This window comes from Limnohabitans sp., assembly GCF_036804465.1.
In the GTDB taxonomy this organism is placed as follows: domain Bacteria; phylum Pseudomonadota; class Gammaproteobacteria; order Burkholderiales; family Burkholderiaceae_C; genus Limnohabitans.
This window is the reverse complement of record NZ_DAIRSK010000003.1, coordinates 62907-85566: the sequence shown is the minus strand read 5'-3', so window position 1 is coordinate 85566 and position 22660 is coordinate 62907. Positions and strand designations below refer to the sequence as shown.

At 54.6% G+C, this 22660-nt stretch carries 17 protein-coding genes and 3 tRNA genes; 4 read left to right on the top strand and 16 right to left on the bottom strand.

Annotated elements, in window-relative coordinates:
• Window position 1: 1 nt before the first annotated feature.
• Together V7Q41_RS02450 and V7Q41_RS02445 are read right to left on the bottom strand one after the other, a co-directional pair.
• A tRNA-Arg gene (locus V7Q41_RS02450) sits at window positions 2-78 on the bottom strand.
• A 43-nt stretch (window positions 79-121) separates the two neighbouring features.
• A tRNA-Pro gene (locus V7Q41_RS02445) sits at window positions 122-198 on the bottom strand.
• A 29-nt stretch (window positions 199-227) separates the two neighbouring features.
• Between V7Q41_RS02445 and V7Q41_RS02440 the strand changes: the two genes are divergently transcribed.
• On the top strand, window positions 228-1139 hold the full coding sequence (locus V7Q41_RS02440; protein ID WP_333842337.1) for a CoA transferase: 912 nt from the start codon (window positions 228-230) through the stop codon (window positions 1137-1139).
• A gap of 76 nt (window positions 1140-1215) precedes the next feature.
• Here V7Q41_RS02440 and V7Q41_RS02435 read toward each other — a convergent pair whose 3' ends face one another.
• The 11 genes from V7Q41_RS02435 to V7Q41_RS02385 form a co-directional block, all read right to left on the bottom strand.
• On the bottom strand, window positions 1216-2349 hold the full coding sequence (locus V7Q41_RS02435) for an enoyl-CoA hydratase/isomerase family protein (protein ID WP_333842336.1): 1134 nt from the start codon (window positions 2347-2349) through the stop codon (window positions 1216-1218).
• 92 nt (window positions 2350-2441) lie between these two features.
• Window positions 2442-4259, bottom strand: coding sequence for a translational GTPase TypA (typA, locus tag V7Q41_RS02430; RefSeq protein WP_333842334.1), 1818 nt, complete (start codon window positions 4257-4259; stop codon window positions 2442-2444).
• A 14-nt stretch (window positions 4260-4273) separates the two neighbouring features.
• Entirely contained in the window at window positions 4274-5275 is a 1002-nt protein-coding gene (gene truB, locus V7Q41_RS02425; protein WP_333842332.1) for a tRNA pseudouridine(55) synthase TruB, read from the bottom strand.
• A gap of 1 nt (window position 5276) precedes the next feature.
• Window positions 5277-5648, bottom strand: coding sequence for a 30S ribosome-binding factor RbfA (rbfA, locus tag V7Q41_RS02420; protein WP_333842330.1), 372 nt, complete (start codon window positions 5646-5648; stop codon window positions 5277-5279).
• A gap of 34 nt (window positions 5649-5682) precedes the next feature.
• Complete coding sequence (infB, locus tag V7Q41_RS02415) at window positions 5683-8541, bottom strand: translation initiation factor IF-2 (RefSeq protein WP_333842328.1); 2859 nt, start codon at window positions 8539-8541, stop codon at window positions 5683-5685.
• 24 nt (window positions 8542-8565) lie between these two features.
• Window positions 8566-10050, bottom strand: a complete 1485-nt coding sequence (gene nusA, locus V7Q41_RS02410; RefSeq protein WP_333842325.1) for a transcription termination factor NusA — start codon at window positions 10048-10050, stop codon at window positions 8566-8568.
• Window positions 10051-10078: 28 nt separating this feature from the next.
• On the bottom strand, window positions 10079-10639 hold the full coding sequence (gene rimP / locus V7Q41_RS02405) for a ribosome maturation factor RimP (protein WP_333842323.1): 561 nt from the start codon (window positions 10637-10639) through the stop codon (window positions 10079-10081).
• Window positions 10640-10776: 137 nt separating this feature from the next.
• Complete coding sequence (locus tag V7Q41_RS02400) at window positions 10777-12411, bottom strand: ABC transporter ATP-binding protein (protein WP_333842321.1); 1635 nt, start codon at window positions 12409-12411, stop codon at window positions 10777-10779.
• A complete protein-coding gene (locus V7Q41_RS02395) occupies window positions 12408-13469 on the bottom strand; it encodes an ABC transporter permease (RefSeq protein WP_333842318.1) in 1062 nt (353 codons plus the stop codon). The genes V7Q41_RS02400 and V7Q41_RS02395 overlap by 4 nt, the downstream gene beginning before the upstream one ends.
• Window positions 13435-14469 (bottom strand): microcin C ABC transporter permease YejB, encoded by a 1035-nt coding sequence (locus tag V7Q41_RS02390; RefSeq protein WP_333842314.1) that lies wholly within the window; start codon window positions 14467-14469, stop codon window positions 13435-13437. The genes V7Q41_RS02395 and V7Q41_RS02390 overlap by 35 nt, the downstream gene beginning before the upstream one ends.
• Window positions 14466-16328, bottom strand: coding sequence for an extracellular solute-binding protein (locus V7Q41_RS02385; protein WP_333842311.1), 1863 nt, complete (start codon window positions 16326-16328; stop codon window positions 14466-14468). Before V7Q41_RS02385 ends, V7Q41_RS02390 begins: the two co-directional genes overlap by 4 nt.
• 36 nt (window positions 16329-16364) lie before the next feature.
• Here V7Q41_RS02385 and fabI point away from each other — a divergent pair, with 36 nt between their 5' ends.
• The gene (gene fabI, locus V7Q41_RS02380) at window positions 16365-17177 is read left to right on the top strand and encodes an enoyl-ACP reductase FabI (protein ID WP_333842309.1); all 813 of its coding nucleotides are present in this window, start codon (window positions 16365-16367) and stop codon (window positions 17175-17177) included.
• Window positions 17178-17210: 33 nt separating this feature from the next.
• On the opposite strand, the gene V7Q41_RS02375 is transcribed toward fabI, so the two are convergent.
• Window positions 17211-19475 (bottom strand): arginine/lysine/ornithine decarboxylase, encoded by a 2265-nt coding sequence (locus V7Q41_RS02375; protein WP_333842306.1) that lies wholly within the window; start codon window positions 19473-19475, stop codon window positions 17211-17213.
• Window positions 19476-19553: 78 nt separating this feature from the next.
• Here V7Q41_RS02375 and V7Q41_RS02370 point away from each other — a divergent pair.
• Window positions 19554-19644, top strand: a tRNA-Ser gene (locus tag V7Q41_RS02370).
• A gap of 70 nt (window positions 19645-19714) precedes the next feature.
• Entirely contained in the window at window positions 19715-21181 is a 1467-nt protein-coding gene (locus tag V7Q41_RS02365; RefSeq protein WP_333842303.1) for an HD domain-containing phosphohydrolase, read from the top strand.
• A 7-nt stretch (window positions 21182-21188) separates the two neighbouring features.
• Here the strand turns inward: V7Q41_RS02365 and V7Q41_RS02360 are convergent, their stop codons facing one another.
• Window positions 21189-21632, bottom strand: coding sequence for a bactofilin family protein (locus V7Q41_RS02360; protein ID WP_333842301.1), 444 nt, complete (start codon window positions 21630-21632; stop codon window positions 21189-21191).
• A gap of 27 nt (window positions 21633-21659) precedes the next feature.
• Entirely contained in the window at window positions 21660-22595 is a 936-nt protein-coding gene (locus V7Q41_RS02355; RefSeq protein ID WP_333842298.1) for a peptidoglycan DD-metalloendopeptidase family protein, read from the bottom strand.
• Window positions 22596-22660 lie beyond the last annotated feature (65 nt).

Here is a 22660-nt window from a genome sequence, read left to right as displayed (position 1 = left end):
TTGGCCTGTCCGACAGGAATCGAACCTGTGACCCACAACTTAGAAGGTTGTTGCTCTATCCAACTGAGCTACGGACAGAAATGAAAAAAGGCCCCGAAATTCGAGGCCTTTTTTGCTTTTTTGGTCGGGGCGATAGGATTCGAACCTACGACCCTCTGGTCCCAAACCAGATGCGCTACCAGGCTGCGCTACGCCCCGATTCAGCTATTCTAACTCATAATCACTGGATGCTTTCCACTCTAGACACCGCCACGAACCCTCTCAAAGGGGTGCGCGTTCTCACCCTTGCCCTGAACCTGCCCGGCCCCGCCGCCGTGATGCGGCTAAAGGCCATGGGCGCCAAATGCACCAAGCTTGAACCGCTCGCAGCTGCAGGCAAGCACACAGCAGACCCCATGGGCATTTACAAGCCTGCTGCCTATCAAGAAATGCACCAGGGCTTGAAGGTGTTGCAGGCGGAACTGAAGTCAGAACGCGGCCAAGCCGCCCTGCACAAGCAACTCGCGCAAACCGATGTGCTCATCACCTCCTTTCGCCCTTCTGCTTTGGTCAAGCTGGGTTTGACATGGCGAGCGCTACACAAGCGCTACCCCGCCCTGTGTATGGTGAGCATCGTGGGTGCGCTTGGGGAACGTGCTGAAGAGGCTGGGCATGATCTGACCTATCAAGCCGAGGCTGGTTTGGTGAATGGCCTGGATGTACCTGCAAGCTTGTATGCCGACATGAGCGGCGCGTTGTTCGCGACGGAGGCGGTCTTACAAGCGTTGCTGTTGCGTCAACGCCCTGGCCGATCACAAGGCAAAGGGGTGTTTCATGAAGTCGCTTTGAGCCAAGCCTCAGCCTTTGTGGCACTGCCCCGAACATGGGGCCTCACAACGTCCACTGGCGAGGTGGGCGGCGCACACGCTGGCTACAAGGTCTACCCTTGCAAAAACGGGCGAGTGGCTGTGGCGGCACTCGAGCCGCACTTTGCACAACGTTTGTGTGAGGCGGCAGGCTTGGCCCAACAAGCTGCGCTGCAAATGCACAAGCGCACCACGCACCAGGGCATTGCTCAGTTTTTAGCCACGCAAACCCGCGCACAGTTGGACAAGCTCGCCAGCAGCAAAGACATTCCGCTGCACACCTTGCCGCGCTGAAACATGACTCAACAGGGTTTGCAAGCGCTGCAGCGCTGATGCATTCATCCAACGCGGTTCAGCTCCATCAGCTCCATCAGCTCAAATGGCGCAAAGGATGCGCCGCTGCAGGCCAAGGGCTTTCAAAAAAAGGCAGCACCATCTCAGGCGTGACATCGGCAATGCACGCGGGTTGCCATTTGGGTGCATGGTCTTTGTCCACGGCCAATGCCCGTATTCCCTCCACCGTCTCGCTGCGCACACCACGACGCGACAGATGGTCGGTTTGAAAACAATGACGCACCAAATCGCGCTCCATGCGCAAGGCGTCAGCCAATGTCATGTGGCGACCACGACGAATTTGCTCTAGCGTGACGCACAACATCAAGGGCGACTGAAGCTGCAGAGCCTTCAAGGTGTGCACCGACCAGTCATCTGTGCCCTGCAAGGCTTGCTCGATTGCAGCCACAGTGGGTAAACCAAACACCGTGTCGGTGGGCGCACTGCGCCATGCAGGCGAGATGGCCAGCGCTTGTTCTGTGGTCGCCTTGCCGTGTTGATGAAGCCAGGCCACCACAGCCTCACCACTGGCCCAGTCTTGCTGACACAATGCGTCCCACATCGCAGGCAAGGCAGATGAATCGACGCACACATCAGCCAAACCCACATGCAGCGATTCGCCAGCGCGCAACACATGGCCCGTCAGCGCTAAATACTCGCCCATGTGGGCTGGGCAATTGGGCCCGTGGCAACGGCTTAAGAAAAAACCGCCCCCTACATCGGGGAACAAACCAATGTGCGTCTCAGGCATGGCCATCTTGGTGCGCTCGGTGACCACCCGCAAGGCAGCACCTTGGCTGATGCCCATGCCGCCGCCCATGACAATGCCATCCATCAACGCGATGTAGGGCTTGGCGTAGTGTTGAATCAAATGGTTGAGGCTGTACTCCTCGGTGAAGAAATCCTCCAAGGTCACATCGCCGCTGAGCGCCGCTTGGTGGAAATAGCGAATGTCACCGCCCGCACAAAACGCTCCAAACGGGCCTTCTTTGTTGCTGCCGCGCACCACCACCGCCAGCACCTGCGCATCGTCTTGCCATGCTTGCAAGACGAGGCTCAACTCACGCACCATGGCCAGTGACAAGGCATTCAAGGCCTTGGGACGGTTGAGCGTGATCAAACCTAAATGGCCGACACGTTGCGCATGAACATCGGTGGTGTAAGTGGACATGAATGCTCCTCCATAAAACCGTATTTTCTTCAATTCAATCGCGACATAAAAAAGCCGAGGCAGACCTCGGCTTTTTGAGCAAAACAAGTGAATTACTTGTTGCGCTTGCGCTCGTGCTCTTTCAAAAAGCGCTTACGCAGACGCACGCTCTTGGGCGTGATTTCGACCAGCTCGTCGTCTTCGATGAATTCCACACCGTATTCGAGTGTGAGGTCAATCGGCGGCGTGATCTTGATCGCGTCTTCTTTGCCAGACACGCGGAAGTTGGTCAGCTGCTTGGTACGTGTGGCGTTGACCACCAAGTCGTTGTCACGGCTGTGGATACCCACAATCATGCCTTCGTAAACAGGGTCATTCGCCTTGACAAACATACGTCCACGGTCGTCCAACTTGCCCAAAGCGTAGGTGAAAATTTCACCATCGTCCATCGAGATCAACACACCGTTTTTACGGCCACCGATTTCACCTTTGTGCAGCTCATAGCTGTCAAAGATGTTGGAGATCAAACCTGAACCACGGGTCAAGTTCAAGAACTCGTTGGTGAAGCCAATCAAACCACGCGCAGGAATACGGTATTCCAAACGCACGCGGCCACGGCCATCGGGTTCCATGTTGACGAGTTCGCCTTTGCGCTCGCCCAAGGCTTGCATCACACCGCCCTGATGGGTTTCTTCGATGTCTGCGGTGACCAATTCGATAGGCTCATGGCGCTCGCCATTCACATCACGGTAAACCACGCGAGGCTTAGACACAGCCAACTCATAGCCTTCACGCCGCATGTTTTCCAACAAAATCGTCAGGTGCAATTCACCGCGCCCAGCGACGTCAAACACACCCTCTTCGTCGGTTTCTTTGACGCGCAAAGCCACGTTGTGCTGCAGTTCTTTTTGCAGACGGTCCCAGATTTGACGGCTGGTGACGTACTTGCCTTCACGACCGGCCAGGGGGCTGGTGTTGACGCAAAAGTTCATGGTCAAGGTGGGCTCGTCAATCTTGAGCATCGGCAGCGGTGCTGGATTGATCGGGTCTGTCACGGTCACGCCAATATTGAGATCAGCAATGCCGTTGATCAACACGATGTCACCAGGACCAGCTTCAGTGGCTTGCACGCGGTCTAAGCCTTGGAACTTCAACACTTGGTTGACACGACCTTTGATGGCCGTGCCATCTGGGCCTTCCATCACCATGACATCCATCATCGGCTTGACGGTGCCTTGGCTGATGCGGCCTACGCCGATACGACCCACAAAGGTCGAGAAGTCGAGTGCGGAAATTTGCAATTGCAAAGGTGCTGCTGGGTCGCCTTGTTGAGGTGGCACGTGCTTCAATACGGTGTTGAAGAGGGCCGACATGTCGGGACCCCACTGCTCACCCGGTGCGCCTTCTTCCATCGACGTCCAACCGTTGATGCCCGAGGCGTAGACCACAGGGAAATCCAGTTGCTCGTCGGTGGCGCCGAGTTTGTCGAACAAATCAAAAGCAGCGTTCACCACTTTGTCTGGGTTCGCACCAGGCTTGTCCACTTTGTTCACGACCACGATGGGCTTCAAGCCCAAAGCCAAGGCTTTCTTGGTCACGAAACGGGTTTGAGGCATGGGGCCTTCTTGCGCGTCGATCAACAACACCACACCGTCCACCATCGACAAAGCACGCTCCACTTCGCCGCCAAAGTCCGCGTGGCCAGGGGTGTCAACGATGTTGATGTGTGTGCCTTCCCAGCTCACCGCACAGTTTTTAGCCAAGATGGTGATGCCACGCTCGCGTTCAATGGCGTTGTTGTCCATCACGGTGTCAACCACTTTTTCGTGCTCAGCAAAGGTACCCGATTGGCGCAGCAGCTGGTCAACCATGGTGGTTTTACCGTGGTCAACGTGGGCGATGATCGCGATGTTACGGATTTGTTTAGTCATGCTTCTCTCTTCGTTTATGCCTGCTGAGCCAGCACGGGCTGGTTGACAGGCGATCTTTCCAAAATTTGTTGAATTTCAAGGGGACTCAACAATCGTCCCGGAATCAGTTCTCCTGCTTTCACATGGGCGCTGCCCAGCAAAGCCGCAGGGTTTTCTCCAAACACAGACACGCGATCCAAATCAGGCCAATCACCACGACGACGCACGCCGCTTAAGAATCGACCTGAATTCTCGCTGTCCAACGTGACGGTTGTGTGATCGGGCAGCAAGCACTGCACAGGCATTAAACGGGCTTCGCGCTGGGGCTCGTCCATCGCCGTCAAGTCTTCCAAAGTCACGCAAGCAGACGCATCAAAAGGCCCCGTCGCCACCCGACGCAAAGCGCTTAAATGGCCACCACAGCCCAAGGCCTCGGCAATGTCTTCACCCAAGGTGCGGATGTAAGTGCCTTTGCTGCACGACACACGCAAACGCAAAAAAGGCGCGTCGCTCTCCAGCTGCATGTCGAGCAACTCTAGATCGTGAATCACCACATGGCGTGCTTCGCGCTCAACGGTTTGTCCCGCGCGCGCATATTCGTACAAAGCTTTGCCGCCTTTTTTTAAGGCGCTGTACATGGGCGGCACTTGTGCCAGCGAACCCATGAAACGGTCTAGCACCTCGACCACTTGACCGGCAGTACAAGTGACGGGACGCTGTTCAATCACTTCGCCTTCGGCATCGGCCGTGGTGGTTTTGATTCCTAAGCGAACCGTGGTTTCATAGGTTTTGTCAGCTTCTAAATGAAGCTGACTGAATTTGGTGGCCGCGCCAAAACACAAAGGCAACACGCCCGTGGCCAGAGGGTCTAACGTGCCCGTGTGACCCGCTTTTTCTGCACGCAACAGCCACTTGGCTTTTTGCAAGGCATCGTTGCTGGATAAACCCAAGGGCTTGTCTAGCAACAACACACCGTGCACAGGGCGTCGTTGCACCCGTGCGCGTGGCACACGAGGGCTTTGGGCTGGGGCGATCATCTCAGTCGTCCTTCGCTTTGGAAGCGACTGCCTTGGCAATCAAAGCATTCATGTCGGACGCATGTTCGGGCGTGCGGTCGTAGACAAAATGCAAGGTCGGCACGGTGTGGATGTGTAAGCGCTTGAACAAACCATTGCGCAAAAAACCCGCAGCTTGGTTCAAGCCTTCCCCTGTTTTCACAGGGTCGCCATTCAACACGCTGAAATGCACTTTGGCATGGGCGTAATCGGGCGTCACTTCCACACCTTGTAGCGTGACCATCCCTACGCGCGGGTCTTTCAACTCGCGCGCGATCAGGTCTGCCAAATCGCGTTGGATCTGGTCAGCCACTTGGTAGCTGCGGTTGGGGGTGCTGGTCGGTTTACGCGCCATGCTGGATTTGTCTATTCAAAGTGCCACTCACGCCTTACAGCGTACGTGCCACTTCTTTGATCTCGAAGAATTCCAACACATCGCCTTCGACGATGTCGTTGTAGTTCTTGACGGTCAAACCGCACTCGAAGTTTTCTTTGATTTCTTTGGCATCGTCTTTGAAACGCTTCAAGCTGTCTAGTTCGCCGGTGAAGACGACCACGTTGTTGCGCAACAAACGCAACTTGGCCGAACGACGGACCACGCCCGAGGTGACCATACAACCCGCGATCGCACCAATCTTGCTGACGCGCAGCACTTGGCGAATCTCGGCGGTACCGATGACTTCCTCTTTCTTGTCTGGCGTGAGCATGCCGGACATGGCAGCTTTGAGTTCGTCCACCGCGTCATAAATGATGTTGTAGTAACGAATGTCCACGCCATTGTTTTCGGCTAACTTGCGCGCGCCTGCATCAGCACGTGTATTGAAGCCAATGATCACAGCCTTGGAGGCAATCGACAAGTTGACGTCACTCTCGCTGATACCACCCACGGCGGCATATACCAACTGAACTTTGACTTCAGCAGTCGACAACTTGAGCAGCGAGGCGGCCAAAGCTTCTTGCGAGCCTTGCACGTCGGCTTTGACGATGATGGGCAAGAGCTTGACTTCACCAGACGTCATGTCGGAGAACATGTTCTCCAACTTCGACGCTTGTTGCTTGGCCAACTTGGTGTTGCGCACCTTGCCTGCACGGTAGGTGGCGATTTCGCGGGCACGACGCTCGTCGGTCATGACCATGAATTCGTCGCCCGCTTGCGGCACTTCGACCAAACCTTGAATCTCCACGGGGATGGAAGGGCCAGCCGATTTGATGGCTTTGCCGTTCTCGTCCAACATCGCCCGGACACGGCCGTAGGTTTGACCACCCAACACCACATCGCCCACATGGAGGGTACCGGACTGAACCAGCACCGTGGCCACAGGACCGCGACCTTTGTCCAAACGCGCTTCGATCACCAAGCCCTTGGCCATGGCGTCGACAGGCGCTTTGAGTTCGAGCACTTCCGCTTGCAAGAGCACTTGCTCAAGCAGTGCATCAATGCCTGTACCGGTTTTGGCTGAGACTTCACAGAACGGTGAATCACCACCGAACTCTTCTGGCACCACTTCTTCAGACACCAGCTCGCCTTTGACGCGCTCTGGATTTGCCCCTGGTTTGTCAATCTTGTTGATCGCCACCACAATCGGCACACCCGCTGCTTTGGCATGCTTGATGGCTTCTTTGGTTTGAGGCATCACGCCGTCGTCGGCTGCCACCACCAAGATGACGATGTCGGTGGCTTTGGCACCGCGCGCACGCATGGCTGTGAAGGCCTCGTGACCAGGCGTGTCTAAGAACGAAATCATGCCACGCGGCGTTTCGACGTGGTAGGCGCCAATGTGTTGGGTAATGCCACCAGCTTCGCCCGACGCGACTTTGGCGCGACGGATGTAGTCAAGCAACGATGTTTTACCGTGGTCCACGTGGCCCATGACCGTGACCACAGGCGCACGCGTGATGGACACGGCTTGATGGCCCGATGATTCTTCTTCGGTAAAGGCCTCTGGATCGTCCAAGGCTGCCACGACAGCTTTGTGCCCCAGCTCTTCCACCACGATCATGGCCGTGTCTTGGTCCAAGGGCTGGTTGATGGTGGCCATTTGGCCAAGCTTCATCAACTGCTTGATGACCTCGGAGGCCTTGATGGCCATCTTGTGTGCCAATTCGCCCACGGTGATGGTTTCGGGCACGTGGACTTCCAGCACACGCGCTTCCACAGCGGCTTGCGGTGAGCGGTCATCGTCACGGTCACGTTCACGACGACCTTTGGGGCCACCACGCCAGCTGTTGCGGCCTACGCCACCGCTGGCATCGCCACGGGTTTTGATGGCTTTCTTTTTGGCTTGTTCGTCGGCCCAGCTGGAAGACAACTTGGCGCTTTTGACTTCTTTGTTGACAGGCGTGGCAGTGCCAGGCGCAGCAGGCGCAGTGGTGCGGGTTCCCGCACCGGGTGTGCCCGCGGGCTTGTGCAAAGTGCCTTTGATGACTTTGGGGTCTGGAATGGGCTCTGCCTTTTTGGCCACCATCTGCTTTTGTGGCGTGCTCATCATCAAGCGAATGGCTTCGGCTTCAGCCAAAGCTTTGCGGCGACGCGCATCCAAATCCACCGCTCGGGCCGTGTCTTCATCGGCCCGCGCTTTAGAGGCGGCAGCAGCTGCGAGACGGGCGGCTTCAACGGCCTCCAATCGGGCAGCCTGAGCAGCTTGGGCCTGGAGATCCACCCCAGCCTTTGCGGCTTGCGCTTGGGTTTGAGGCGCATCACTTGGATCCACCACATCAGCTTCGGCCAATGCTTTGGCTTTGGCAGCGTCTTGCTTGGCTTGCTCTTTGGCTTCTTGTTCTTCTCGCAGGCGGCGTTTTTCTACCAGCTCTTCTTCTTGGCGACGGATCAGCTCGGCTTGGCGTCGCGCTTCTTCTTCACGGCGGGCTAACTCAGCATGGTCAATCAGTGGCGCAACAGGCTCTGGCGCAGCGACCGGTGTGACTGGCACGTCGACACCCTCGTCTTCATCGCGTTTGACGAAGGTGCGTTTTTTTCGCACTTCCACTTGGATGGTGCGGGCTTTGCCAGTGGCATCGGCTTGTTTGATCTCGGTGGTCGATTTCTTGACCAGCGTGATTTTCTTGCGCTCGGGCGAAGCCGTGCCGTGGCTGGCTTGAAGATGGCTTAAAAGCATTTGCTTGTCAGCTTCGGTCAGCACATCGCTGGCAGAAGATTTGGCGACACCGGCTGCCTTGAGTTGATCAAGCAAGGTGTCGGTTGTTTTTTTGAGTTCGCTGGCAAACTCGGCTACGGTCGTACTGGACATATCTGATCTTCCTCGCCATGACCATTACTCTTGACCCGTGAACCAGTGTTCACGTGCCTTCAAGATCAGGGCTTTGGCCTCTTCTTCGCTTTGGCCGGTGATGGCTGTGAGCTCGTCTACGGCCAAGTCGGCCAAATCGTCACGGGTATGGATGCCGCTCTCAGCCAACTGTGGCAGGAACTCCGCATTCAATCCTTCGAGGTCGCGCAAATCTTGCGAAACTTCTTCGACACTCTCTTCGCGTGCAATTTCTAAGGTGAGCAGCGCATCCTTGGCACGTGTGCGCAACTCGTTGACAGTGTCTTCGTCAAAACTTTCAATTTCCAACATCTCTTGCAAGGGCACATAGGCCACTTCTTCGAGGCTGGTGAAACCCTCTTCAATCAAGATGTCAGCCACCTCTTGGTCCACGTCCAACTTGGCCATGAACAATTCACGAATGCTGAAGGTTTCATCGGCCTGCTTTTGAGCAGACTCAGCCGCATCCATGATGTTGATTTTCCAGCCCGTCAACTCAGCCGCCAAGCGCACGTTTTGACCACCACGACCGATGGCAATGGCGAGATTTTCTTCGTCTACCACCACATCCATGGCGTGACGCTCTTCGTCCACCACGATGGAGCTGACGTTGGCTGGCGCCAAAGCACCAATGACAAACTGGGCTGGGTCTTCACTCCACAGCACGATGTCCACGCGCTCGCCAGCGAGCTCGGTGGTCACAGCGTTCACGCGGGTGCCACGCACACCCACGCACGTTCCGATGGGGTCCACACGTTTGTCGTGTGAAATCACAGCAATCTTGGCGCGAGAACCAGCGTCACGGGCGCAGGATTTGATCTCGAGCATGCCTTGTTCAATTTCTGGCACTTCGTGGCGGAACAGCTCCACCATGAACTCTGGCGACGAACGCGACAAAATGATGGGTGCACCGCGCAAGGTGAGATCCACATCCATGATCATGGCGCGCACACGGTCACCACTGCGAAAGTTTTCCTTGGGAATCATTTCGGTGCGGCGCAAACGGCCTTCCACGCGACCGGATTCGACAATCAAATCGCCTTTGTCCATGCGCTTGACTGTGCCCACAAAAATCTTGTCACCACGCGACATGAAATCATTAAGCAACATTTCTCGCTCGGCATCACGGATCTTTTGCAAGATCACTTGCTTGGCAGCCATGGCGCCGATACGACCGATCGGCAAAGACTCAATGCCTTCTTCGATGTATTCACCCTCTTCGACATCGGCCACTCGTTCGCGGGCGTCCATCAACATTTCTTCGGCTTCTGGGTTTTGCAAACCCGCCTCGTCCGGCACGACCAACCAACGGCGGAAGGTTTCGTACTCGCCTGTGTCGCGGTCCACCGCCACACGAATATCGACTTCACCTTGGTACAGTTTTTTGGTGGCCTGGGCCAACGCCAACTCGACGGCGCCAAACACCACATCGCGTTCGACGTTTTTCTCGCGCGAGATTGCCTCGACCAGCATCAACATTTCGCGGTTCATGATCAGATACTCCTTCTCTTACCTAAGTTCAACGGGGCTGTTTGCCCTTGAAATCCACAATCGGAGCCAGTCGAGCTTCTCGCAGCTCGTCCAGCGTGAAACCCAGCGCGTGCACTGGCATTTCGGCTAATCTTTTGGGGCTCACTTTTTGACCTGGCTTGGCCTTGACCTCATCGCGCCAGGTGATTTGCCAGCCAGCACCATCGTCGGTGCGCTCTAAGGTGCCACGAAATTTTTTTCGACTCGCCGCCACTTGGCCGGCCGCAGCGGCACCGATGGGCGCTTTGAGCGTGAGGTCAACCTCTTCGCCCACAAAGCGCTCAAAATCCGCTTGATGACGCAAGGGGCGGTCAATGCCAGGGGAAGAGACTTCCAGACGGGCGTATTCAGCACCCTCAACTTCCAATGCAAACTGCAGCTGGCGGGTAACGCGCTCGCAATCTTCCACGTTGATGGGCTGAACGGGCGTGTCAGCCGTCCAAGGCATGTCGATCGTGATGCGCAAGAGACCTCCGGCGGAGCGTTCGATCTCTACCAGGTCGTAACCTAAGCCGGTCACTGTTTGTTCTACGGTTTGCTGCAAACTCACGTCGAGAAAAAGCCTTCTTATTGAGATACTCAAAAAACAATCGACCAAAAAAAACGAGCGGTAATTACCCGCCCGTTTGGTCGTGAAGCGCACATTGTAGCGCTTAAATGCTTGATTATCAAAGGATAAATGTAGTTTTAGGAGGCTGCACCTAGCAAAATCTTGGTGTAGGGCGCTTGCGGATTGTTCAGCACTTGCTCAAACGTGCCCGCCTCCACCACCTGACCCGCTTGCATCACCATCACGTGGTGCGCCATGGCGCGGATCACGGAGACATCGTGGGTGATGAGCAAATAGCTCAATCCACGCTCGCGTTGGAGCTTTTGCAAAAGTTGCAACACTTGCAACTGGGTGGTGGCATCCAAGGCGCTGGTGGGCTCATCCAACACCAACACCTGCGGCTCAACGACCAAGGCCCTTGCAATTGCCAAGCGCTGTCTCTGTCCACCCGAAAACTCGTGGGGGTAGCGCTGTAGCAAACCCGCAAACTCAGTTTCAGTCAAACCTACCGCCGCCAAGGTAACCAACATACGTCGCAAACGGCCCAAGTGATCCAATTCTGGTGCGTGCAGGGTCAAGCCCTCTGACACCAGTTCTTGCACGTTCATGCGCGGTGACAGTGAAGAAAACGGGTCTTGAAAGACCACCTGAACTTTGCGGCGCAGTGGCAAATCATGGGCGGCATGGCCCTGCCAAGCAGCACCTTCGATCGTGAGCGTGCCCTCAGAGGGCATCAACCCGAGCGCAGCCAAAGCCAAGGTGGTTTTCCCCGAGCCCGATTCGCCAATCACACCCAAGGTTTGTCCGGCTCGCAAGTCAAAACTCGCGGCCTGCACCGCCACAAAGTGGTCGCCCTTGAACCATCCACGCCAACCCGAGCGACGGATGGGGTAGCGCACGCGCAGTGATCTGGCTTGCATCACCACGGGCGAATTGGCTTTGGCCTCCACCACATGGCGCGGCGGTTGGCTGTCGATCAACTTTTGTGTGTAGGGATGGCTGGGATAGGACAGCACCACATCAACAGCACCCGACTCCACGATGACCCCTTTTTCCATGACCAACACTTGGTCGGCAAAACGGCGCACCGTGTTGAGGTCGTGTGTGATGAGCAACACAGCCATGCCAAATTGTTTTTGCAAGTCATTGAGCAAATCCAAAATCTGTGCACGCAAGGACACGTCCAGTGCAGTGGTGGGCTCATCAGCCACTAACAAACGTGGACGACAAGCCAAGGCCATGGCAATCATCACACGCTGGCGTTGACCGCCTGACAACTGATGGGGGTAGGTGCTGGCCCGACGCACAGGCTCGGTGATGCCGGTGATTTTGAGCAATTCGATGGCTTCATGCCAAGCCTCTTCACGCGACATGCCGCGTTTGATTTCAAGGACTTCTGCAATTTGCGCACCCACCATCATGAGGGGGTTCAAAGCCGTCATCGGCTCTTGAAACACAAAGGCAATGTCTTGACCTCGGATGTTGACCAGTTGTCGCTCGTTGAGCTTGACCAAATCCCAGGTTTGCGGCGCATCGGTGGCCTCTGGCTTTAAAGTTTCTGAGTCTTGAGGCGTCCACAGCACGCGGCCCGACACACGCGCACCTTCGAGCAGCTTGACAAAGCTCAGTGCCGTCACGCTTTTGCCGGAACCCGATTCACCCACCAAGGCCAGCTTTTCGCCAAGGTCTAAATTGAAGCTGATGCCTTTGACAACATCTTCGGCTTGAAAACCAATGCGCAAATCGCGCACTTGCAGCAAGGGCAATCTCATGGGCGCGCCTTTCTGGGGTCCAAGGCATCGCGCAGCGCATCCCCCATGAAGGTCAGCAACATCAAAGTCAGAACCAACACAGCAAAGGTGGACAAGGAAATCCACCACGCATCGATGTTGTTTTTACCCTGTGCCAACAACTCGCCCAAGCTGGGCGTGCCAGGCGGCACGCCCAATCCCAAAAAGTCCAGTGAGGTCAAAGAGAGAATGGCCGCGCTCATGCGAAACGGCAAAAAAGTGACCACAGGCGTCAAGCTGTTGGGCAAGACATGGCGCCACATGATTTGTGCATCCGACAAACCCAGCGCTCGCGCTGCACGCACGTAATCAAGGTGGCGGTTGCGTAAGAACTCGGCCCGCACATAGTCAGACAAACCCATCCAACCAAACAGGCCCAGCAAGACCAGCAACAAGGTGATGCTCGGGTCAAACACCGCAGAGAAGATGATCAGCAAATACAGCTCAGGCATAGCGCTCCACACCTCAATGAAACGTTGCATGGCGAGGTCTGTCTTGCCACCCAAAAAACCTTGAATGGCACCCGTCAAAATGCCAATCACTGTGCCAAAAAAGGTCAGTGCCAACGCAAACAAGACCGAGAGGCGAAAGCCATACAGCAATCGCGCCAACACATCACGGCCTCGGTCATCGGTGCCTAGCCAGTTTTCCCAAGAAGGCGGTGCAGGGTTGGGCGCTTTGGCAAAGTAGTTGAGCGTGCCGTGATGATAAGGAATGGGCGGATACACGGCCCAATTGCCAGACTTGTCAAACTGGGCTTGGATGAAAGGGTCGAGGTAGTCGGTGGGTGAGTCAAAATCGCCCCCAAAAGTTGTCTCGGGCTGGTTGAACAAAATGGGCATGTAAAAGCTACCGTTGTAGCGAGCCAGCAAGGGCTTGTCGTTACACAGCACTTCGGCCAACAAACTCAAGCCAAAAAAAAGCACAAACAACACCAAGCTATAAAAGCCCAAACGGTTGTGCCTAAAGCGCAACCAAGCACGCTGGGTAGGAGACAAAGAGGCTTCAGTCAAATTTGACACGTGGGTCCACCCATACATAGCAAAGGTCGCTGATGAGCTTGGTGACCAAGCCAATCAGCGTGAACAAATACAAAGTCCCCATCACCACAGGGTAGTCACGACGCATGACGCTTTCGTAGCTCAACAGTCCGAGGCCATCGAGTGAGAACAATGTTTCAATCAAAAGTGAGCCTGTGAAAAACGCGCCAATGAAGGCCGCAGGAAATCCGGTGACCAAAGGAATCAATGCGTTACGAAACACATGACTCCAAATCACCCTGCGTTCCGATAAACCTTTGGCACGAGCGGTGAGCACGTATTGCTTGCGAATTTCTTCGAGCATGGCATTTTTGGTGAGCAAGGTGGTGACTGCAAAAGCCCCAAGCACACTCGATGTGACGGGCAACACGATGTGCCACAAATAGTCGGTGATGCGCGCTCCCCATGTGAGCTGTTCCCAGTTGGCTGAGGTCAAGCCACGCAGCGGAAACCACTGCAATTGCCCGCCAAACACCACCAACAAGGCCACGCCCAACACAAAGCCAGGAATGGCAAAACCCATCAACACCAACAAACTGCTGACCCAATCAAAAGTGGATCCTGCACGCACGGCCTTGGCGACGCCCAGCGGAATTGAAATCAGGTAACTAAGCAAAAAAGTCCACAAGCCCAAGCTGATGGAAACGGGTAATTTTTCTTTCACCAGTTCCCACACAGTTTTGGGATAAAAAAAGCTCTTACCCAAATCAAACACTGCAAACTGTTGGAGCATTTGCCAAAAGCGCTCTGTGGGCGGTTTGTCAAAGCCATACTGTTGCCGAATTTCCTCGATGCGCGCTGCATCCACCCCTTGGCGTCCCCGGTAGCCGGCACCGGCCACAGCTGCGCCCTCACCCCCACTGTCTCTGCCTTGCAGTTGAGAGACCATTTGTTCTACCGGTCCACCAGGCACAAACTGGATGACCACAAACGTCATCAGCAACACACCAAACAAAGTTGGAATCATCAACAGCAAACGCTTCAGAATGTACGAACTCATGGTGCACGCTCCGCTCTTTTGGTTGCGGCCAAGGTGGCCCGGTTGTCAATGGTGGCCCACCATGTGGACGAGGCCCATGTTTCGGGTTGGTAGTAGCGCGGGGTGACTGCGGGTTTCTCAAACCTGCCATTGCGCCAGGCCACGCGGTGTACACCCCCGTACCAATGCGGCACGCTGTAGTGGCCGTGGCGAAGCACGCGGTCTAAGGCGCGCACCGCTGTGATGAGTTGGGGCCGCGTTTTGGCAGAAATAACGTTGTCTAACAGGGCATCGACCGCAGGGTCTTGGATGCCAATGAAGTTACCCGAGCCCTCTGTGCTGGCGGCCTTGGAGCCAAAGCGCTCCATGAGCTCAGTTCCCGGCGACTCGCTGCCCACAATGCGGTTGCTGATGATTTCAAAATCAAACACATCCAAGCGTTTTTGCAGGATCGCAAAGTCAATGACTTTGTAGTTCACCTGAAAGCCCAGTTTCTCCAAGTTCTTGGTGTAGGGGGTAATGACACGGCCCATCGCGCCCGAGTTGTCTAAAAACTCCACCATGAAGGGCTCGCCCTTTGCATTACGCAAAGCGCCATCTCGGTATGTCCAGCCGGCTTCCGCCAGCAATGCTTTGGCGCGGCGCAAATGGTCACGCAAGGTTTCGCCAGACTTGGGGTCCAGCGATGTACGAGGTGGCAGCGGCACGGCATCTTTAAAAATTTGAGGAGAAAGTTTGTCTCGCAGAGGGTTGAGCAAGGCCAGCTCGGCCGCATCGGGCATACCTGTGGCTTCAAAGTCACTGGCAACAAAGTAGCCGCGCACGCGTTGATAAGCGCCGTAGAACAACTGGCGGTTCATCCATTCGTAATCCATCGCCAAGCCAATCGCCTCACGCACACGGGCGTCCTTGAACTTTGGCAAACGGGTGTTGAACATAAAGCCCTGGAAGTCACCCGCATTGCCATGTTTGAATTCGCTTTTCAACAACTCACGGCTCACAAACTGCTTACCCGTGAACCCCCTTGCCCATTCACGCGCAATAAAAGATTGCACCAAATCAAATTCACCTGCTTTGAAGCCCTCGAGTTGCGCGGTGCTGTCTTTGTAGAGACGGTAGGTGATGCGATCAAAGTTGAACAAGCCTTTGCGAACATTGAGATCGCGCGCCCAATAGTTGTTATCGCGCTCATAGCTCACATCGCGGCCAAACACCACACGGCCGACCTTGTAGGGGCCGCTGCCAATCGGGAGATCTGTGACGATTTTGTCAAAAGGCTTGGTTCGCCCCTCCTCTTGTCCCCAATGGCGGCTGAACACAGGCATGCCACCCACAATCAAGGGCAACTCTGGATTCACACGTTTAAAGTCAAAGCGCACGGTCCGAGGATCCAACACCGTCACAGCCGCCACTTCTGCATACAGCGTTCTGAACTGCGGCGCAGCCTGTTTGCTGATCAGTTGCTCAAACGAATACTTCACATCCTCTGCCATCACCCCATCGCCATTGTGGAAACGGGCTTGCGCTCGCAGCTTGAAAGTGACTGATCGGCGGTCCAAGGACACGGCCACGTCCTCAGCCAACAGGCCATAGGCGGTGGTTGGCTCGTCCAAGGTGCCGGTGAGTAAAGTCTCAAACACCAAGGCAGACAAACCAGGGGCCGCATTGCCTTTGAGGGTAAATGGGTTGTATTTGTCAAAGCTAGACAAGCGTGAAGGCGGCACCAACACCAACTCGCCGCCCTTGGGTGCAAGTGGGTTGGCGTAATCAAAATTTTTAAAGTTGGCGGGGTATTTGATGTCCCCAAATTGGGCATAGGCGTGAGCCGCCCACGAGGGGCCACAACACAAAAACGCCAACAAAATGAGCAAGCTACGCATGCGACAATTCTGCAAGATTTTTTCGGAGTGATTCACATGAATACAAAAACTGGTTTCCTGTCTGGCAAAAAACTACTCATCACGGGGGTGTTGTCCAACCGTTCCATCGCTTATGGCATCGCCAAAGCATGCCACGAACAGGGAGCCGAATTGGCGTTTAGCTACGTGGGTGAACGATTCAAGGACCGTATCACAGAGTTTGCAGCTGACTTCGATTCCACCCTTATTTTTGATTGTGATGTGGCGAGCGACGAGCAAATCAACCTCATGTTCAAAGACCTGTCAGTTCATTGGCCCACGTTTGACGGCTTTGTGCACAGCATTGGCTATGCACCGCGCGAAGCCATCGCCGGTGACTTTCTTGACGGTTTGTCACGCGAAGGTTTTCAAATTGCACACGACATCAGCGCTTACAGCTTCCCTGCGATGGCCAAAGCTGCACTGCCCTATCTGAACGACAACTCAGCGGTGCTGACACTGTCCTACCTTGGCGCGATACGGACCGTGCCCAACTACAACACCATGGGCTTGGCCAAAGCTTCACTGGAAGCCTCGGTGCGCTACTTGGCCGAATCCTTGGGCGCCAAAGGCCGCAATCTGCGCGCCAACGGCATCAGCGCGGGCCCCATCAAAACCCTAGCAGCCAGCGGTATCAAAGGCTTTGGAAAAATTTTGAGTGTAGTGGCCCAAGCATCCCCCATCCGTCGCAATGTGACCATCGAAGACGTGGGCAACGTGGCCGCGTTTCTGATGTCCGACTTGGCCGCTGGCGTGACCGCTGAAATTACCTATGTGGACGGCGGATTTAGCCAAGTTGTCGGCGGCATTGCAGAGCCAGTGGGCGAGTAAATGCTTAGCGCATAGGCGCTTTGTGGCTAGAACTTAGACTTTCACGCAGTCAGCGTAGTACCGCTTGACGCCGTCTTCGCCATCCACCTCAACCAAGCCGTGGATGTCAGTCTCAAAACCTGGACACTGCAAGTTGAATTCTCGGGCGAACTTGAGGTAGTCGATGATCTTCTTGTTGAACACTTCACCAGGAATGAGCAACGGAATACCTGGTGGGTAGGGCGTGACCAAGCTGGTGGTGATGCGCCCTAGCAGGTCGTCCACAGGCACGCGCTCGGTGTTGCGGTGTGCGATTTGCGCATAAGCGTCGCTCGGTTTCATGGCGGGCGTCAGGTCGCTCAAATACATCTCTGTGGTCAAACGCGCAATGTCGTACTTGGCATAAAGCGTGTGTACATGCTGACACAAGTCGCGCAAGCCCATGCGCTCATAAGCGCGGTGCTTTTGGCAGAACTCAGGCAGGATGCGCCACATGGGTTGGTTGCGGTCATAGTCGTCCTTGAACTGCTGCAAGGCGGTGAGCAGAGAGTTCCAACGGCCTTTGGTGATGCCGATGGTGAACATGATGAAGAAGCTGTACAAGCCCGTCTTCTCCACAATCACGCCGTTTTCAGCCAAGAATTTGGTGACGATGCTGGCTGGGATGCCGCTCTTGTCAAACTTGCCCGTCAAATCCAAACCGGGCGTGACGATGGTGGCCTTGATAGGGTCCAACATGTTGAAACCATCGGCCAAGTTGCCAAAGCCGTGCCACTTGGACGACTTGCCCTTGCCTTTGATGATCCAGCTGTCAGCACGGCCAATGCCGTCGTCTACCAACTCATCCGGCCCCCACACCTTGAACCACCAGTCTTTGCCGTATTCGTCGTCCACCTTGCGCATGGCGCGGCGGAAATCGAGGGCTTCGGCAATGCTCTCCTCCACCAAGGCAGTGCCACCGGGCGGCTCCATCATGGCAGCGGCCACATCGCAGCTGGCGATGATGCTGTACTGCGGGCTGGTGCTGGTGTGCATCAGATACGCTTCGTTAAACAAGTGGCGGTCCAACTTGGTTTGTTGCGAGTCCTGCACCAAGACATGACTGGCTTGACTGATACCGGCCAACAACTTGTGAATTGACTGGGTCGCGTACACCACCGAATGCATGGGACGCTCGCGTTTCTTGCCCATAGCGTGGTAAGTGCCATAAAACGGGTTGAACGCTGCATGCGGCAACCAAGCCTCGTCAAAGTGCAAATTGGCGATGTAGCCGTCGAGCATGGTCTTGATGGTTTCTGTGTTGTACAACACGCCGTCATAGGTGGACTGCGTGAGGGTCAACACACGGGGCTTGACCTTTTTGGCATCCACGCCCTTGAGCAAGGGGTTGGCCTTGATCTTGGCCTGAATTGCAGCGGGCTCAAACTCGCTTTTTGGAATCGGGCCGATGATGCCGTAGTGGTTGCGCGTGGGCTTCAAAAACACTGGCACAGCGCCGGTCATGATGATGGAATGCAAAACGGATTTGTGGCAGTTGCGATCGACCACCACCACGTCGTCAGGCGCGACGGTGTGATGCCAAACAATTTTGTTGGAGGTGCTCGTGCCATTGGTCACAAAGAAGCAATGGTCGGCATTGAAGATACGCGCTGCATTGCGCTCACTCTCACCGATTGCGCCGTTGTGATCCAACAACTGGCCGAGCTCTTCGACCGCGTTGCACACGTCGGCACGCAACATGTTTTCACCATAAAACTGGTGGTACATCTGCCCCACTGGGCTTTTCAAAAAAGCCACGCCGCCGGAGTGACCAGGGCAGTGCCATGAGTATGAGCCGTCTTCAGCGTAATCGAGCAAAGCCTTGAAAAACGGGGGTTGTACACCTTCTAAGTAACTTTTGGCTTCACGGATGATGTGACGCGCCACAAACTCTGGCGTGTCCTCAAACATGTGGATGAAGCCATGTAGTTCGCGCAGTATGTCGTTGGGCAAGTGACGCGAAGTTTTGGTTTCGCCGTACACATAAATAGGCACGTCTGCATTTTTACGGCGCACTTCCTCAATGAAATTACGCAAATTCAACACCGCGGGGTCCAGGTCGGGGCCAGGGGTGAACTCCTCGTCATCAATCGACAAAATAAACGCACTGGCACGTGACTGCTGTTGCGCAAACTGACTCAAGTCACCATAACTCGTGGCACCCATGACCTCGTAACCCTCACCTTCGATCGCATCAGCCAGTGCACGGATGCCCAAACCTGAGGTGTTTTCAGAACGAAAATCCTCGTCAATGATGACGATGGGAAAGCGAAATTTCATGCGGAGCTCCGAGCGTTGAAAGCAAGACAAAACGAATGCGCCGAAGTGTACTCGCCCGCTGTTACAATAGACAGCTTCGGAGCGATGGATGAGTGGTTTAAGTCGCACGCCTGGAAAGCGTGTGTGGGTTAATAGCCCACCGAGGGTTCGAATCCCTCTTGCTCCGCCAAATCTAACAGTTCGAGCATGTTGACCCAGTTTAGATATGATTTACGCATATTTAACTGATTGAGTTAACAGTGAGCCATTCAAACGCATCGACCGACGCTGTGGCACATGCTTTGGATCTTTCTCACTACGTGATCCTTTGCGTAGACGACGAACCCCATATTTCTTCAGCGCTTCGGCGCATTTTTGATATGGCGGGTTTATCCGTTATGGTAGCTGCCAGTGCGTCTGAGGCACTGAATTTATTGGCAGAAAACGAAGTTCATGTGGTGCTATCTGACATGCACATGCCAGAGATGAATGGCGCCGATTTTCTTGCGCAAGTGCGAATCCGATGGCCCCATATCATGCGCCTGATGTTGACAGGCACCACCGATTCCTCCGTTGCAATTGATGCCATCAACAAAGGTGAAATTTACAGATACCTCGCCAAGCCTTGGGACAATGATGAGCTTGTCTGTGTCGTGCGTGAGGCGATTGACAAATATGCGCTGATCTCTGAGCGAGATCAATTGCTTGATTTAACAAAGCAACAAAATTCAGAGCTCTCCAATATGGTGAACATATTGGAGGAAAAAGTTCAGGAAAGAACTGCTGACTTAACCAAGTCATTGACTGAGCTCAGAGGCTCCTACATTGCGTCGATCAAGGCTTATTCAAAACTGATTGTTCTTAAAAACCATGGCTTGTTTGTTCACTCGCAAGCTGTGGCAGATCTTTGCGTGAAAATTGCCAGACTGGCAGGTTGCTCACAAAGTGAAGTCCAAGATATCTATATCGCAGGCTTGCTTCACGACTTAGGCAAAATTGGCTTACCCGAATCGATGCTGATCAATTTCAATTCGCAAGGCGACGAATACCAGCGAAAAATCTATGAATCACATCCAAAGTCTGGAGAAGATTGTCTCGGTAGTTTGTATGAGATGGGCCAAATTGCCAGCTATATAGGCATGCATCACGAAAGGTTTGATGGCACGGGCTTCCCGAAGGGTCTCAAAGGTCAACAAACACCCTTTGGTGCGAGAGTTCTGTGTGCGGTTGAGGCATACGAGGAATTAAAAACCAGTCTGACGGGCACTGACAAACTGAGCTCTGCTGATGCAGCACGCATGATCCACCAGCAATCAGGCAAACTTTTTTGTCCCGATGTTTGTCATTTGCTCATGAAAGCGCTCGGCATTGATAAACCAGACAGTCAGCCGCTTGGGTCGACTGATGGTGCTGATGCGTCTCAGCCAGCCCATCATCGGGGCAACACCCCTGCTAAAGCTGAGCACCCACTCAAGCCCTCGAATTTTGCCGACGGCCAAAAAACAGATGTGTTGATTCGCAATGTCCTCACCTATTCTGAATTGATGGCCGAAATCGCTCAACATTCAGGGGCAGGCATCGTTGACGAACGAGATAAACCGAAGGGCTATTTATGGGTGAGACAGGCGGGTGGGGTCCACAATGCCAGCCCCAAACTGGTGAAGTGGCTCAAAGACCATCGGTTTTTGATCAATCAAGAAAAGGGATGGTTTTTGCCCTTGCTTTAAAACGCGATCAAGTGCTGCTCTCCTGCGCTTTCTTGATGACGCTCTTTGCATCCGCATTGCTGTTTGCGGCCGCTGAGCTGATAGGGTTTTGAATCACCAAGCCCAACAAACGGGCACCGTGTTCTACCGCAATCGAGCCATAAGAAATATCGCCCTGAACGATAGAGTCTTTGTGGAACTCCACTCGCTCAGCCGCGTAAATATTGCCTTCTACCTTGCCAGCCACCATCACGCGATGCGCCGTGATGTCGCCTGACACCTCACCGGTTTTGCCAATGGCGACGGTGACTTTGTTGTCTTTGGTCGTTTCAATGTTACCCACCACCTTGCCGTCAATGCGCACGCTGTCGAGCAAGACCAGGCGTCCATAGATTTGCGTGGTACGACCAATGATGGTGTCAAAGCGCTCTTGCGAGGGGGTCAATGACTTGTCTCTGAGTTTTTCAAACATCGCTGGCCTTATGGTGAGTCAGGTGGATCACGGCGTGACGGCTGTGGCTTGCAACAACATGTGCGTAGGATTCAAAACACGGTCGTTGCGAATGACTTCGTAATGCAAATGGGGTCCGGTCGAGCGGCCGGTATTACCCAGCTGACCAATTGTTTCGCCACGCTGCACCTTTTGCCCTACCTCGACCATGCGCTTATTCAAATGCGCATAACGGGTAATGAACCCTTCCACATGGCTCACTTCAATGACATTGCCGTAGGAAGCGTCCCAACCAGAGCGGGTCACTGAGCCCGCAGCGGTAGCGACGATGGGGGAGCCGACCTCCGCAACAAAATCCAAACCTTCGTGCATCGCCAATTGCCCCGTGAATGGGTCATTGCGAATACCAAAGCCGCTGGTGATACGGAAGTCTTTAGCCATCGGAATGCCTGTGGGCAAGGCATGGAGCCAGCTGAGCTGTGAAGACCAAGTTTGCGTCAGAATCTTCACTGCAGCTTGCGTCTGATTGAATTCATCCATGGCAGAGGAAAAATCTTGGCTCAAATCACGCGATGGGCTGCCTAGAAAACGAGGTGGTAGCCATGGCCCGCCGCGTGCATCTTCTTTCTTGATGTATTTGTCACGCAAGTTGGTAGGCGTGGCCACTTCCATGAACCGATTTTTCAAGGTTTCAAGCTGACGAATCTCTTGCACGGTCGCACTCATGGTTTGGCGCAAATTTTCAAGCCGCTCGCGGTATATTGCCTCCACCTTTTGCTGCTCAGCCTCGGTGGTGACGCCGCCCATGCTGCGCGCTAAGCCAGGACTCATCTCAATTGCGATTCGAAAACCGATAAAGTGCAACAACACGCCAAACGTCACCAGCACAAACGCAGAGACGCACACAGCCATCAACACCTTTTTGGCTGTGATGGAAATGGTCCGCACCGAGGCGGTGGGCCCTGACACCCACATCAATTGCATAGATCGCTCCGAGACTTCTGAGGTTTGGTTCGTGATTATTCACAGTAGGAGGGAGGATTGTAGGG

Coding starts and splice junctions, on each gene's coding strand:
- V7Q41_RS02440 (WP_333842337.1), top strand. CDS start 228: ATGCTTTCCACTCTAGACACCGCCACGAACCCTCTCAAAGGGGTGCGC.
- V7Q41_RS02435 (WP_333842336.1), bottom strand. CDS start 2,349: ATGTCCACTTACACCACCGATGTTCATGCGCAACGTGTCGGCCATTTA.
- typA (WP_333842334.1), bottom strand. CDS start 4,259: ATGACTAAACAAATCCGTAACATCGCGATCATCGCCCACGTTGACCAC.
- truB (WP_333842332.1), bottom strand. CDS start 5,275: ATGATCGCCCCAGCCCAAAGCCCTCGTGTGCCACGCGCACGGGTGCAA.
- rbfA (WP_333842330.1), bottom strand. CDS start 5,648: ATGGCGCGTAAACCGACCAGCACCCCCAACCGCAGCTACCAAGTGGCT.
- infB (WP_333842328.1), bottom strand. CDS start 8,541: ATGTCCAGTACGACCGTAGCCGAGTTTGCCAGCGAACTCAAAAAAACA.
- nusA (WP_333842325.1), bottom strand. CDS start 10,050: ATGAACCGCGAAATGTTGATGCTGGTCGAGGCAATCTCGCGCGAGAAA.
- V7Q41_RS02400 (WP_333842321.1), bottom strand. CDS start 12,411: ATGAGATTGCCCTTGCTGCAAGTGCGCGATTTGCGCATTGGTTTTCAA.
- V7Q41_RS02395 (WP_333842318.1), bottom strand. CDS start 13,469: ATGTATGGGTGGACCCACGTGTCAAATTTGACTGAAGCCTCTTTGTCT.
- V7Q41_RS02390 (WP_333842314.1), bottom strand. CDS start 14,469: ATGAGTTCGTACATTCTGAAGCGTTTGCTGTTGATGATTCCAACTTTG.
- V7Q41_RS02385 (WP_333842311.1), bottom strand. CDS start 16,328: ATGCGTAGCTTGCTCATTTTGTTGGCGTTTTTGTGTTGTGGCCCCTCG.
- fabI (WP_333842309.1), top strand. CDS start 16,365: ATGAATACAAAAACTGGTTTCCTGTCTGGCAAAAAACTACTCATCACG.
- V7Q41_RS02375 (WP_333842306.1), bottom strand. CDS start 19,475: ATGAAATTTCGCTTTCCCATCGTCATCATTGACGAGGATTTTCGTTCT.
- V7Q41_RS02360 (WP_333842301.1), bottom strand. CDS start 21,632: ATGTTTGAAAAACTCAGAGACAAGTCATTGACCCCCTCGCAAGAGCGC.
- V7Q41_RS02355 (WP_333842298.1), bottom strand. CDS start 22,595: ATGCAATTGATGTGGGTGTCAGGGCCCACCGCCTCGGTGCGGACCATT.